General features: G+C 41.0%; 13 protein-coding genes and 1 tRNA gene. 7 read left to right on the top strand and 7 right to left on the bottom strand.

Going from position 1 to position 12,845, the window contains the following annotated elements; translation table 11 throughout:
• Positions 1–34 precede the first annotated feature (34 nt).
• Positions 35–268, top strand: coding sequence for a preprotein translocase subunit SecG (gene secG / locus HWQ42_RS30235; protein ID WP_099101249.1), 234 nt, complete (start codon positions 35–37; stop codon positions 266–268).
• A 10-nt stretch (positions 269–278) separates the two neighbouring features.
• The gene (locus HWQ42_RS30230; protein ID WP_292818537.1) at positions 279–1,085 is read left to right on the top strand and encodes a peptidase; all 807 of its coding nucleotides are present in this window, start codon (positions 279–281) and stop codon (positions 1,083–1,085) included.
• Between the two features lie 61 nt (positions 1,086–1,146).
• Here the strand turns inward: HWQ42_RS30230 and HWQ42_RS30225 are convergent, their stop codons facing one another.
• The 7 genes from HWQ42_RS30225 to HWQ42_RS30195 form a co-directional block, all read right to left on the bottom strand.
• The gene (locus HWQ42_RS30225; RefSeq protein WP_292818534.1) at positions 1,147–1,590 is read right to left on the bottom strand and encodes a DUF29 domain-containing protein; all 444 of its coding nucleotides are present in this window, start codon (positions 1,588–1,590) and stop codon (positions 1,147–1,149) included.
• A gap of 165 nt (positions 1,591–1,755) precedes the next feature.
• Complete coding sequence (locus HWQ42_RS30220) at positions 1,756–2,151, bottom strand: hypothetical protein (protein ID WP_292818531.1); 396 nt, start codon at positions 2,149–2,151, stop codon at positions 1,756–1,758.
• A gap of 129 nt (positions 2,152–2,280) precedes the next feature.
• Entirely contained in the window at positions 2,281–3,429 is a 1,149-nt protein-coding gene (locus HWQ42_RS30215; protein WP_292818528.1) for a glycosyltransferase family 4 protein, read from the bottom strand.
• Positions 3,430–3,785: 356 nt separating this feature from the next.
• Positions 3,786–5,438, bottom strand: a complete 1,653-nt coding sequence (locus HWQ42_RS30210) for an MFS transporter (protein ID WP_292818854.1) — start codon at positions 5,436–5,438, stop codon at positions 3,786–3,788.
• The gene (gene recO / locus HWQ42_RS30205; protein WP_292818525.1) at positions 5,425–6,327 is read right to left on the bottom strand and encodes a DNA repair protein RecO; all 903 of its coding nucleotides are present in this window, start codon (positions 6,325–6,327) and stop codon (positions 5,425–5,427) included. Before recO ends, HWQ42_RS30210 begins: the two co-directional genes overlap by 14 nt.
• Before the next feature lie 98 nt (positions 6,328–6,425).
• Positions 6,426–7,106: a deoxyribose-phosphate aldolase gene (deoC, locus tag HWQ42_RS30200; RefSeq protein WP_292818522.1), complete on the bottom strand. Its 681-nt coding sequence runs from the start codon at positions 7,104–7,106 to the stop codon at positions 6,426–6,428.
• A 170-nt stretch (positions 7,107–7,276) separates the two neighbouring features.
• Positions 7,277–8,452 carry a DNA cytosine methyltransferase gene (locus tag HWQ42_RS30195; RefSeq protein WP_292818519.1) on the bottom strand — a complete coding sequence of 392 codons (1,176 nt, stop codon included), beginning with the start codon at positions 8,450–8,452 and terminating at the stop codon, positions 7,277–7,279.
• A 378-nt stretch (positions 8,453–8,830) separates the two neighbouring features.
• Between HWQ42_RS30195 and HWQ42_RS30190 the strand changes: the two genes are divergently transcribed.
• The 5 genes from HWQ42_RS30190 (at position 8,831) to HWQ42_RS30170 (ending at position 12,842) form a co-directional block, all read left to right on the top strand.
• A complete protein-coding gene (locus tag HWQ42_RS30190) occupies positions 8,831–10,105 on the top strand; it encodes a glycosyltransferase family 4 protein (RefSeq protein WP_292818516.1) in 1,275 nt (424 codons plus the stop codon).
• A gap of 609 nt (positions 10,106–10,714) precedes the next feature.
• A complete protein-coding gene (gene rsfS, locus HWQ42_RS30185; protein ID WP_292818512.1) occupies positions 10,715–11,173 on the top strand; it encodes a ribosome silencing factor in 459 nt (152 codons plus the stop codon).
• Positions 11,170–11,670, top strand: a complete 501-nt coding sequence (locus tag HWQ42_RS30180; protein WP_292818509.1) for a CGLD27 family protein — start codon at positions 11,170–11,172, stop codon at positions 11,668–11,670. The genes rsfS and HWQ42_RS30180 overlap by 4 nt, the downstream gene beginning before the upstream one ends.
• A gap of 95 nt (positions 11,671–11,765) precedes the next feature.
• Positions 11,766–12,719 carry an asparaginase gene (locus tag HWQ42_RS30175; protein WP_292729647.1) on the top strand — a complete coding sequence of 318 codons (954 nt, stop codon included), beginning with the start codon at positions 11,766–11,768 and terminating at the stop codon, positions 12,717–12,719.
• A 46-nt stretch (positions 12,720–12,765) separates the two neighbouring features.
• Positions 12,766–12,842 (top strand) — tRNA-Met (locus HWQ42_RS30170).
• Positions 12,843–12,845: the final 3 nt, after the last annotated feature.

Raw genomic sequence — 12,845 nt, 5'->3', positions numbered from 1 at the left:
TTTTTTGAAACTTTTTATAAATGAGATTCCTACCATGACAGTTAGTAATATCGTGCAAGGCATTTGGGCATTTTCCGCCACTGGTTTGATTATTTTAGTTTTGCTGCATAGCCCTAAAGGTGATGGCGTTGGCGCTATTGGCGGACAAGCCCAGCTATTTAGCAGCACCAAAAGTGCAGAAAACACCTTAAACCGAATTACTTGGGCATTGACAGTAGTTTTTCTCGGTTTAACAGTAGTTTTAAGTGCTGGTTGGCTGCCTAAATAAGGATAGGTAAATGGGGAAAAGAACCCAACACCCGATACTTAACACCCTAATCAATTTAATTTCACGACGGTTAATTACAGCTCTTGCCTTATTTTTTGGCACAGGGCTGTTAATCGTTTTTACTAATATCGAGTCGAGTGATGGGTTTACAATAATACCAGAATATGTATATTCAGATTTAATCATCTCTCTCCCCACTTCCCCAAAACCTCATCCCTTACCGCCCACACTGGCGCAGTGGCAAGATAACACTAACAGTGGTGATTACTTTTCCCAAGTCACAACAACTCAGGTGGGTTATTTAGTCTGGTCACAATTTCCCATTCGAGTTTGTGTAGAACTACCAAAAGCCGTCAGTGAAAAACAAGCTCAAGCATGGGTTAACACTGTCTTGCAGGGTGTACAGGAGTGGAGTACTTATTTACCTTTAACAATAGTCGAACAGCCAGAAATTGCTGATATTACGATTGTACGAAAAGTGCCACCTTTACAAATTTCCCCTGATAGTAATATACCCCGTGCGCGATCGGCACAAACTACTTACGAGTTATACACCAGCAACAAAATTTTATCCCACCGCTTCACCATCTTGCTAAGTCCTACTCAAACAGGTGAATATCTCATTGCAGCGACCCGCCACGAATTTGGTCATGCACTAGGAATTTGGGGTCATAGTCCGCTACAAACTGATGCTTTATACTTTTCTCAAGTTCGTAACCCGTCGCCTATTTCTGCCAGAGATGTAAATACTCTAAAGCGGGTTTATGAACAGCCAACTACTTTGGGATGGTCTTTAGTGAATAATTCAGCGACTTAATTTTATGGTGTTGCTGAGTTAAAATATGAATATGTTTTATATAAAAAATCAAAATTTAAGATTAAGGCAACCAATTTTTATCCAAAATTTGCTCTAAGGAATAAGGACATGATTCAGGTAAGTTGGTTAGCTTTGTTTTAGCTTTAACATAATCTAAGGCATTGCTATAAATTCTGCTGAAATTATCCTCTAAATGTTTGTGTATATTGGTGCTTAAATCTTCATTTATTTGATTACGAAAACTAATAATTTCTGCTGCCCAATGATTAGCATTTCTTGGCTTTTCTAAATCCCAATATTGATAAAGTAATAAATGTCTAATAATCTGTTCTAATAAACTTCTTATTCGCCTTTTTTCATTTTTAGCCAAATCTTCCAATTCTTCTATTAAGTTTTCATAGTCAACGTCTGCTAATTGTCGATTTTTGAGACATTTAATAGTCTCCTCTAACCATTGCAGGTAATTGGATTCATATAATGTTTTTATGTCGATGATTGCAGTCATTTTTTGATTTTGTAGCTTTAATTTACTATTATTTATTATTTCATGTTAACTAATTTATTAATTTTTGCTGATAATTGCCCAGAAAAAAAAGATACACAGCACTGATAAGTTAAGTCAGAAGATATCCAGCGACTCCCAGAAGAACAATCAAGCAAAAGTTCTACCCTACCGTCTGTCAGTAATCCAAGTCTCTCGCTGTTCCCCCTGAATCGACTGTACAATTCCAAACCTTTCCTCAATTTTGCGTGGCAGAGTGTGTGTCCCAAAGATGTAAACGCAATCTTCTTCTGGTTGATTTGTCAAAACACGAACTCTGGCTTCGTTATCTTGTAAACGCTCTATGAAAATAGATGCACAAATTTCAACATCTTCAGGAATCTCATATACTTCCTTTGAAAAGGTGAATCTCTTCTCCAAACTATTTGCAATTTGGTCAATAACGTTTTGTTCGGGCAACGGATTTGTGAAGCAATAAACGTATGTTCGGCAGCACTTTCCATGTTCTAGCTGCTCTAAGTCAGGTATATTTTTCAACTTTATCTGACTTGCATCATACTTCATTTCGTTAACTCTAGATAGCCTTGTAAAACCGGTAAGAGAATTGTTAGTTAGGTATTTGTATTTTACCCGATCGCACTCATTGATTACCATCTGAGAATTTAGAGTGCGATCGCACTTTATTCCCTTTCCTTACGCTCTACGACTTAGTGGTAGAGGTCGCTGTGCTAAAACTCCTTTATAAAGTTCTTCCAACAGACTAATATTTTTACTAAGGGTATAGCGGTCTAATACACGCTGTCTAGCTTTTTGCCCCAGTAGGGTTGTTAACTCTGGATGGTCTTGTAACACTGGCAAGAGCGTTTTCAATTGCGATCGCGCTGTTTTGGTACTAATAACGACACCTGCGCCCTTTTCCAATACTTCTCCATCTGCACCCACATCTGTTGCTAAACAAGCCAACCCACACGCCATTCCTTCTAACAAAGACAGGGACAAACCCTCTACTAATGAAGGCAAAACAAATACATCTGCGCCCCGCAAAATTTCGATGCGTCGGTCTTCATCAGCGACAAATCCCAACCAGATAATGCCGTATTCTGAACCAAAAAACGGCTCTAAGGAAGACTTCAAAGGGCCGTCACCAACAATTAGCAACTTACTACCAGGCTCCATTACCGACTGCTTCCAAGCTCGCAGGAGGGCTTCAACATTTTTCTCTGGCGCTATTCTACCCTGATAGACAAACAAGCGATCGGCTTTAAATTCTGCTTTAATTTGAGAAAATCCTGGAGAATACTTAGCGGTATCAACACCATTGGGAATTACAGCAATATTTTCTTCCCGCACGCCCATCCCTGCTAATAATTCTCGCTGAATTTGGGAAAATACAATCACGCGATCGTAGTTAACTAAAAAAGGCGCGTAGAGCTGATAAGCCAAAAGTTGTGTTCCCGATACCAGCTTTGCTCCCTTGCCAGCAAACGGTGTGTGAAAAGTGGCAACTAAGGGCAACCTCAGTTCTTCACAGATTTCTGGGAGAAAAAAGTCTAGAGGAGATAAGGTCAAGGAAGCATGGACTACATCTGGTTTGATTTCCCGCAGTGAATCGGTTAAAACTTTGGTGGCTTTAAAAGTGGGAATCGTGTAAACCTGGGACTTGTAAATGAAAGGTAGGGAAACCTCTCGAAGATTTGGCCAATTATCAGGTTCAGAATCTTCCTGGGCGAAGTGAAGAAAGCTAACTTGATGTCCCCTATCTAGCAAGGCATTTGTAATTTCTCGACTGTAGGTAACATTGCCGCAAAAGGGTGATTTTTTTCCAATCCAGGCTATACGCATTCTTTATTTAGCTGTAAGAAAAGCGGGTTTAATGTATTACTTGTGTGTCCTTTGTGATTTTTCTTTTATCTAGCTATACTTGCTGGTTTTTTTATTTATTAAAAATTCCCACAACTTTCTACTAGTTTAAAAAGCTTGTTGTCAGCTAATTAAACCAGTGAATTGATGGCTTTATTTATTTTAGTTATAAGTTGTTAATTTCTGATATTTCAACAACTTATTCCGACTAATGTCAGATTCATATCCGGCAAGTATGTGATAAATTTTCACTGACCACAGTTTACCATGAACGCAAAAGCTTTAAGTAAATATTAATTACCTCAAGGTAATGAATAATAACTCCTGTTAGCTGATAACTACTTGTGCGAGTTATACCAGGTTAATATACCTCCTGAAAAGACGATCGCAGCTAATCCCAAAAAAACTACCTGTAATCCCAGAAAGGTTTCTGCGACACCAGCTAATGCTAAAGGTAAGGAGAGGGCAATATTAATTACATTGTTCTGCAAGCCAAAAACTTTACCACGCATTTCTGGAGGTGTTTCTGTTTGGATTGCAGTTTGCATAGGAATTCCCACTAGTGCCCCAAAGATGCCTACTAGCGCTACCAGTAACAAGACGAGCCACAGTTGAGTTGTAAATACTGACAGACCAATCAGTGATGCTGCCATACCCATACAACCACACAGACTTAGCTGAGTATAAGAGAAACGTTGACCAAATTGACCGAGAATTGTTGCTCCACCCGCGATACCAACACCACCAGCTGCTAGTAAAAAGCCGAACTGGGAAGCTTTCATGTTGGGAATTATTTCTGCCATCCGAACGGCTAGAACAGTTAATGCTGCAAAGACAGAAAACAAGATAATTAGCTGAAGCAAAGCATTGCGGACGCGATGATTTGCTTTGAGATAGGCAAAACCGTCTCGTAAGTCAGAAAATACGTGAGGGAATTCTGTATCGGGGTGGTGGTGTTTTTCCTTAGTTGCCAGAAGGAACAAAACTAGTCCAGCGATCGCATAACTGCCACCTACTAAAAGTTCTTTGCCCAAACTACCACTACCACCGATTTGCAGCCAAAGTCCATCAGCGATCGCTAACAAGGGTTCTCCAACGGCAAACCCAACAATCACCGATGCCATCATCGTTGTTGTGTAAAGCGAATTAGCCGAGAGTAAATGCTGTTCTTCTACGATTAAAGGAATTGCCGCCTGTTCTGCCGGGGCAAAAAACTGCGTCAGTGTGGAAACTAAAAAAGTCACACCCAGAACGATCAAAAAACCCACTGGCAACACTCCTATGGGTTTCCAGTCATGAGTCAACCACACCAGGAAGGGAATTGACAAAACTAGGATGCCGCGCCAAATATTCGTTGCTACCAGTACAGCCTTTTTCGACCAGCGATCAACAAACACACCAGCAACGGAACCAAACAATACGGCTGGAATAGTAAAAGCCATCATCAAGACTGATACCCAACCACTAATACTCTGATTACTTCCTTGAAACTGAGTATTAATCAAGGCAATCATCAAGACCAAATAAACTTTATCTGCTAGTTGAGAGAAAACTTGACCGCCCCAAAGAGCCAAGAAATTAGGATTTTTCAATACAGGTAAAAATCCTAGCTGTTTTACATTCCCTGCAATAGCTTCTCCACCTGAAGCAGACCCATCTAATTTTGGTAATTCTTTTTCTGGAATAGTGGCTACTGGCAAATTCTGTCCATTGCTAGCACCGTTACTATCTACCTCAGCAGTGGTTAATTTGTCCTCAGATTGTGTTTCTGATTGGCTTGGAAGATCAGTTTTTGGGATCTCCTCTGTCCAACTTTGATCGTTTTGAGAAACGTCTTTTGGGGACATTTCTTGGCCATTTATTTGACTAGGTGTACACTTGGGAACAGCACTCAAGTGATTCCTGACTGTAGGATCTGATACCCTATTCTGTTTTTTGGCGAGGCTAGGTGACAAAGGCAGGATTTTTTTATCCAAATCAGACGGTTGCATCATGGTTGGCAGCAAAATAAGAGTCGATCAAGGTAGCAGAGCGAATAGGGCGACCTAATTGATACTGAGCATACTGGCGCAAAATCTGCTCAACAGATAACCAGTTATGATCTCTAGCACCATCAATTTGCATTATCTCTGGTTGTGACAGATGTTGAAGCAAAGCTAGTTCCATAGCACCCAAACGACTAGAAATTACAGGTATTTCTTGCCGATGCACAACAACTGTTTGGGTATGGGGCATTGGGCATGGGGCATTGGGCATGGGGAATTGGTTATTAATCTCCCTCTGCCCTTCTTTTCGTAAACGTTCCCTAGCTTCTAAGGAAACCGTTCCACCCGCAGGGATGCTAAATCCTACCTGCCAGTTGGGGTCTGTGAAGTCTGGCTTCAGGGAACGTTGAGATAGACAACAGATTTGCACTTGTGGCGTCAGCCCTGCTAAGGCTAAAAGGTGAAATACACCATGAGCCAGATGAGCTAAAACACCAGATGGATTTGCACTAGACACCGCCTCTAAGCGATGGAGATGTTCATTGAACAAATCATAAAGTTCTTCTTGGGGTTGTTCGCTCAAAGCTTCACACAGAACTATTTCTGCTAAATATTGACTGGCAGCCAGTTTTCCCAAATCTTTAGCTAAACCAGGATAAGTTTTTAATGTCTGTGCTTGAGTAATTTTATCAAGCGATCGCCCTTTGGCAATCAATAGTTCATTCACAACGAACATTCCACTCCTACCGCCCAGGCTGGAGTTGTGCTTACGTGACCCTGGAGCCACGGCTCGAATTAGACCGAATTCTCGTGTCAAAATCGTCACTATTTTATCCGATTCTCCTAGCGCCTGGGTTTTAAGATTAATACCAGTTGCTTTGTAGGTTCTACTCATTAGTCATTAGTAGTTATTAGTCATTAGTCATTGGTCATTAGCTTAGGACAAATGACATAGACGCCCTTTGGCGGCTTCCCGTAGGGTAGGACAAATGACTATTCACCCTTTCCCAGGTTATCGCGCTGACGGATCAAATCCATACCGCGAGATGTGCCTAATCTAGTAGCACCCGCTACGATTAAGTCTAGAGCTTGATTGATAGTGTGGATACCACCTGAAGCCTTAATTCCTACCCTTTCTTTTGCCAATTCCTGCAAAAGTCGTACATCTGCCACTGTGGCGCCACCATTCCAACCTGTACTAGTTTTTAAGAATGCTGCTCCCGCCTCCATAGCGATTTCAGCAGCTATTTTTTTCTCTGCATCTGTCAACAGGTTAGTTTCCAAAATCACCTTGACCGTTTGGCCAGTCTCTTCACAAATTTCGGCAATCTCCCGGTGGACTTCTTCAGTTTTGCCAGCTTTCAACCAGCCCAAGTTCATGACTACATCCAACTCAGTGGCCCCACTATCCGCCGCTTCTTGAGCTTCGTACAGTTTCACGGCTGAAGTCGTTGCACCAGAAGGAAAACCAATCACCGTACAGACTTTGGGGTTTTTACCGTGGAGGAGTTCTACTGCTTGCTTAACATTAGTGGGGAACAGACAAACCGCCGCAAAGTTGAATCTATATGCTTCTTCACACCATTGCTCAACCTGCTCTGGAGTAGCCGTTGGCATTAACAGGGAGTGATCGATGAATGGCGCAATATCAATGTCTGGATAGTCTGCTGCCATCGTGTCTTCTGCCAGTGATTGATTATTAAACTTTATAAAAAATTAAAACATTTCTTATATATATATTAAACCACATTTATTACGAGTTTATTCTGAAAACAAGCTGCTGAATTGTCTTTAATCTTGGCTTTACAGATATCCCGGAATTACTGCAAGTATTTAAGTTGACGCTAAGTAGTAGTAATACTAGGAATATCAAGAGTGTTTTTTACACTATTTCCTAAGAAATTAATAATAGTTTGGGCCAATGCCTGCGATGCCAAATATGGGACACCATTACCAATAGTTTTAAACATATTAGTGAGTGACATACTTTCTGGAAGTACAAAATTTGCAGGCAAAGATTGGATAGCTAAAGCTTCTGCTACAGAAATACGCCGGACTTTGTAAGGATGTAAATGTACTTCATTATTTCCATAGCAAGCTGTCGGAGAGTAACGCCATCTATGTAGACGCTTGAAGGACTTTTTAGAATCATCTCCTTCATCAATAGCAGCAAATTTTGTGATACCTGCCCTTGGTTGAAAACAGTTTTCAGCATTGGGATGTTTCAGAACGTTATTTTTTCTAAACCAGTATTCAACTGTCAGTTGTTCAGGTATGCCATCAGGACAAGGTATTAGAGAATTTTCTTTGAATGGTTCACACTTACACCAGGGGTAAGAAAAAACTTTTTCTTGAGGATATAAAATGTAATTCTTCCAAGGGAAGGTTTCTTCAGAAAGTAATTTTTTATCAAATGCAATTTTCATTTCCTGAAGAAAATTATTTTTGAAGCCAATTAGGATAATTCTTTCTCTATCTTGGGGTACACCATATTCGATAGCATTAATTAATCGCTCTGTTAATATATAGCCTGCTTCGTGTAATTGTTGCTTGAGCGATTCAAAAAATAAACGGTGTTTTGTTGTCTTCCATAAACCTTTAACGTTCTCAAATAAAAAGAAATCTGGAAGATTGCGGCAAATTAATTCAATATATGCAGCGGAAAGTTTACCATTATCTCCTAAACTTCCTCTATTTTTCCCACCAATAGAAAAATCAGGACAGGGAGGCCCACCGATGAAACCAATTATATTATGAGATTTGCGGCAGTCTTTGACTAATTCTTGAAGGTGTTGTGCTTCTTTTCCGACAATAAATTTTGTGACATCTGCTGCTTCACCGTGATGATATCCATATTCAGGCGATCGCATTTTCAGAACTTCCCGTGAATGGCGATAGGCGGCGATGAATGGGGCGAAGATTTCATTTACATAAACAATATTAAAACCGCTGGTTTCAAAACCTAAATCTAGCAAACCGGAACCAGCAAAAAAAGAGAAAATACAAGGGCGATCGCTCATGGAATGACTAGTAAGCTCAAAAAGTATTATTAATATTCAGATTCTCGGAAAATAGATTATGTCCGTAACTTCTAGGAATAATTAGTACTAACTATCCAAATTTGGGCTTAAGGGTTGACAAAACCAAATATACTTACTCAGATTTTCTACGTAAGTACCAATCAAAAATGAACAATTTAAAAACTGCTTAAATAGTAAAAAAATTTCACAGTTTCTCTAAGTATTTCATTTCAAAGTTTACTCAATCTTTAAGGAAAATCCCTGACAGAAAAAGAGTCTGGAGTCACAATTAAATATAGGGGTTGCCAAGCCCAAATGATATTGCAGACAAATATTTGTCATTAAATAAAAAACCGGCGTACTTCAGACTAAATTTTTATGCGGATTTTAATTTACTCCTACAACTACTATCCAGAGCCAATTGGTATTGCCCCTCTGATGACTGAATTAGCAGAGGGACTAGTGAAACGTGGGCATGAAGTGCGCGTAGTTACTGCCATGCCTAACTACCCTGAGCGGCAAATCTACCAGGAATATCGGGGCAAGTGGTATGTCAACGAATACAGAAATGGCGTTCAAATTCAACGCAGTTACGTTTGGATTCGTCCACAACCAAACCTATTAGATAGGGTGTTACTAGATGCTAGTTTCGTCGTCACTAGTTTTCTACCCGCCCTCATCGGTTGGCGTCCAGACGTAATTCTCTCAACATCGCCATCATTGCCAAGTTGTGTACCAGTTGCGCTTTTAGGATGGTTACGTGCTTGTCCTGTAATCTTAAATCTACAAGATATATTACCAGAAGCAGCCGTCCACGTCGGTCTGCTGAAAAATAAATTACTCATCCAGTTGTTTACATTATTGGAAAAATTTGCCTACCGCAGCGCCAGTAAAATTAGCGTCATCGCCGATGGGTTTGTGGAGAATTTGCGAGCTAAGGGCGTAGAAGCTCACAAAATTGTGCAAATTCCCAACTGGGTTGATGTAAATTTTATCCGCCCTTTGCCTAAAGAAAATAACCCTTTCCGCGCAGCACATAATCTGAATGGCAAATTTGTAGTCCTTTATTCTGGTAACATTGCTTTAACTCAAGGTTTAGAAAGCGTCGTCAAAGCTGCTTCTGTATTGCGCCATATTCCAGATATTGTCTTTGTCATCGTTGGAGAGGCAAAAGGTTTACAGCGATTGCAACAGGAATGTCTAAACTGCGGCGCAGATAATGTCTTGCTACTGCCATTTCAACCCCGCAAAGATTTGCCACAAATGTTGGCAGCTGCGGATGTTGGTTTAGTGGTGCAAAAGAAAAATGTTGTATCTTTCAATATGCCATCAAAAATTCAAGTGCTACTTGCTAGTGGAGGGGCCTTAGTTGCCTCTGTTCCCGACAATGGTACAGCAGCAAGAGCCATCAGGCAAAGTGGCGGCGGAGTTATCGTTCCTCCAGAAGATCCCCAAGCTTTAGCGATGGCAATTTTAGATTTGTACCAAAATCCCGAAAAAGTCAAAACTCTGGGTTACAAAAGTCGCCAATATGCCGTTGAGCAATATGCTTTTGAGCAAGCTTTAAATCAGTATGAGTCATTATGTTACTCATTGACAGCAGAACGCAGAGCAATTCAGTCTAGAGGCATAGTTACGAAACAAGAAGTTTAATCTTTGCAGAAAAGTTATGTTGCATCTGTAAAAATTACAATTATGCCCTCATGTCTAAGTAGTAAGAGATTTTGGGGGTAGCTAATTTTACTATTAAAAATATAGCGATAGACAAGAAGGTTTTCAGGTGCATTGTTGAACTAAAAATTTCACGGCTTCACTTCATTCAAACCGTGGACAATTAATTACAAAGTATTTAACAATACTAGTATTTGTACGTATAAAAATCGCACTTTTGCTAGACCAATCATCAGTATGCTGTGTTGTATCCTAATTTTTAGCAGACAGTATAAAGCGTAGATGTATAGTGACCTGCGAATTACTAGCTTTACATTACTATACTATGCTGTTTGATGAATCTGTGATTATTTTCGCTGTCAATTCTTGCTGGAAAGCTATTGGTTGATTTATCGCTGCACAATAACCATCAGCAATCAACTGTTGGGGATATCGAAATCTAAACAGCCAATTATCAAACTCGGCCCATAGACACCTGTTTTTTTGTTAGTATTCAAAAAAACCTATTGACACATTTGTCAGATCAATTGTTTGTTGTTTGTAAGTAAATGTCAACAATTGTTTCAAAAGGAAGAAAGCACCTGAGGTTTAATGACTGATTATTTCCAAGGAAATTTCCCATTGCAATCTGTACCACTGACTAAGAGTGCGGTAATAAGCCACGGCCAAACCGAAGAGGCGAGCGAAAAACTAGCTGCAACGATCGCTGTTGCAGCCTCAGACCGCAAAGCAGGTGAGATTTTATTGCTCAAAGTAGCAGAGGTATCTTACCTGGCTGATTACTTTGTGATGATGACTGGCTATTCTAGGGTACAGGTCAGGGCGATCGCTCAAGCAATTGAAGGAAAAGTCGAAACTGAGTTGCAACGCCGTCCCTTAAGGACAGAAGGAAAAGTTGAGGGGAGTTGGGTACTACAAGATTACGGTGATGTGATCGTTCATATCATGATGCCCAAGGAACGGGAGTTTTATAATTTAGAAGCGTTCTGGATTCATGCAGAGCGTATTTCCCTTCCAGAATCTGATGAAGGTGAGGGTAAGCCAACATGATTAGGTCTTCGGTTTCTAATTGCCCAGTTCCTACAGACCAACAACCGCTTAATGAATACGAAGAGTTAAAAACTTCCTGGCTGTTTCGTGATACCACTTTAGATTTGCGCGAGTATATCACGAAACTTGTTTGGATTTGGGGTTTATCTTGGCTCTTCGCAGGGCCGATAGCTGCGGCAAGTTTTCCACCTCACAAGTATATTGCACATTTTATTCTTTGTGGTGCAGCCGGAGCGAGTGTCGGGTTAGTGCTGATACTGGTAAGATTGTACTTAGGCTGGTTCTACGTGTGCGATCGCCTTTGTAGTGCCACAGTATTTTATGAAGAGTCCGGCTGGTACGACGGTCAAACTTGGACAAAACCACAGGAAGTTCTCAACCGCGATCGCTTAATTGTTGCATACGAAATCAAACCCATTCTGCAACGGTTACAATTTACCTTTGCTGGCTTGGCGGGAATGTACGTTATTGGTACTATAGGTTGGCATTTGTTTTAAAAAGTTATTGGTCATTGGTCATTAGTCATTAGCTAAGGACTAATGACCAATGACCAATGACTAATTTAATTAAAAAAGGTAATAAATATAAACCCATGACAATGGGAAAACGAACTCAAGCCGCAGCACTGGAAGTCCGGTTGCTGCGGGAAGGTATTATTGAATCCAGGCATATAGTTCAAGCTGTTGTCTGCGACGAACGAGGACGGGTTCTAACCGTTGCCGGAAATTCTGAAACTGCTGCATTTATCCGTTCAGCGCTCAAACCATTTCAGGCACTCGCAGTCACCACCACAGGTACACTGGAACGCTATCAACTCAGCGATCGCGACTTAGCAATTATCACAAGTTCCCACAAAGGAAGAATCGATCAAGTGCGACAAGTATTTAATATCCTTTGGCGGGCCGATCTAGATCCAACTATACTCCAGTGTCCAATTCCTGAAGGCAAACGGAGTCCTCTGGAATACAATTGCTCTGGAAAACATGCGGGAATGTTAGCTGTTTGTCAGCAACGCCATTGGCCCTTGAATAACTACTTGGATCGCAAGCACCCAATACAGCAATTGATTTTGGGCAAGGTAGCAGAGTTGCTACGGATGCCAGCAGCAGAATTTATCAGCGCTCATGATGACTGTGGCGCACCAACTTATCTGATGCAACTCGGTCACATGGCATCTTTGTATGCACTGTTAGCCTCTAGTACCAACTTGGATATGGAGCGGATTGTCCGTGCGATGACTCATCACCCCGCGATGGTCGCAGGAGATGGAGAATTTGATACGGAACTGATGCGCTTAACTCCAGGGGAACTAGTCAGTAAAACTGGTGCTGAAGGAGTGCAGTGCATTGGTAGACTCGGTGAAGGCTTGGGATTGGCAATTAAAGTTATGGATGGGGCGAAACGGGCAAAATATGCCGTTGCTATTCACTTACTCCAGCAAATGGGGTGGATTAGTCCCAGCGCCGCCGAAAGCCTCTCAGAAAAGTTTGTCACGTTGGGAAAATACAAGCGTTTAGAAGTAATTGGAGAATTATCATTTTTGTAGTTGCCAAACTCTTGACTATAGGTTACTATAAATAAGTCGAGAGCAACGCGGGATAGAGCAGCCTGGTAGCTCGTCGGGCTCATAACCCGAAGGTCAGTGGTTCAAATCCACTTCCCGCCACCAAAT

Origin of the sequence: Nostoc sp. JL23 (genome assembly GCF_017115065.1) — a bacterium.
Lineage (GTDB): Bacteria > Cyanobacteriota > Cyanobacteriia > Cyanobacteriales > Nostocaceae > Nostoc > Nostoc punctiforme_A.
This window is presented reverse-complemented; position numbering and strand designations above follow the sequence as displayed.

Excerpts from the sequence above, each read along its gene's own strand:
- secG (WP_099101249.1), top strand. The coding sequence starts at position 35 with ATGACAGTTAGTAATATCGTGCAAGGCATTTGGGCATTTTCCGCCACT.
- HWQ42_RS30230 (WP_292818537.1), top strand. The coding sequence starts at position 279 with ATGGGGAAAAGAACCCAACACCCGATACTTAACACCCTAATCAATTTA.
- HWQ42_RS30225 (WP_292818534.1), bottom strand. The coding sequence starts at position 1,590 with ATGACTGCAATCATCGACATAAAAACATTATATGAATCCAATTACCTG.
- HWQ42_RS30220 (WP_292818531.1), bottom strand. The coding sequence starts at position 2,151 with ATGAAGTATGATGCAAGTCAGATAAAGTTGAAAAATATACCTGACTTA.
- HWQ42_RS30215 (WP_292818528.1), bottom strand. The coding sequence starts at position 3,429 with ATGCGTATAGCCTGGATTGGAAAAAAATCACCCTTTTGCGGCAATGTT.
- HWQ42_RS30210 (WP_292818854.1), bottom strand. The coding sequence starts at position 5,438 with ATGCAACCGTCTGATTTGGATAAAAAAATCCTGCCTTTGTCACCTAGC.
- recO (WP_292818525.1), bottom strand. The coding sequence starts at position 6,327 with ATGAGTAGAACCTACAAAGCAACTGGTATTAATCTTAAAACCCAGGCG.
- deoC (WP_292818522.1), bottom strand. The coding sequence starts at position 7,106 with ATGGCAGCAGACTATCCAGACATTGATATTGCGCCATTCATCGATCAC.
- HWQ42_RS30195 (WP_292818519.1), bottom strand. The coding sequence starts at position 8,452 with ATGAGCGATCGCCCTTGTATTTTCTCTTTTTTTGCTGGTTCCGGTTTG.
- HWQ42_RS30190 (WP_292818516.1), top strand. The coding sequence starts at position 8,831 with ATGCGGATTTTAATTTACTCCTACAACTACTATCCAGAGCCAATTGGT.
- rsfS (WP_292818512.1), top strand. The coding sequence starts at position 10,715 with ATGACTGATTATTTCCAAGGAAATTTCCCATTGCAATCTGTACCACTG.
- HWQ42_RS30180 (WP_292818509.1), top strand. The coding sequence starts at position 11,170 with ATGATTAGGTCTTCGGTTTCTAATTGCCCAGTTCCTACAGACCAACAA.
- HWQ42_RS30175 (WP_292729647.1), top strand. The coding sequence starts at position 11,766 with ATGACAATGGGAAAACGAACTCAAGCCGCAGCACTGGAAGTCCGGTTG.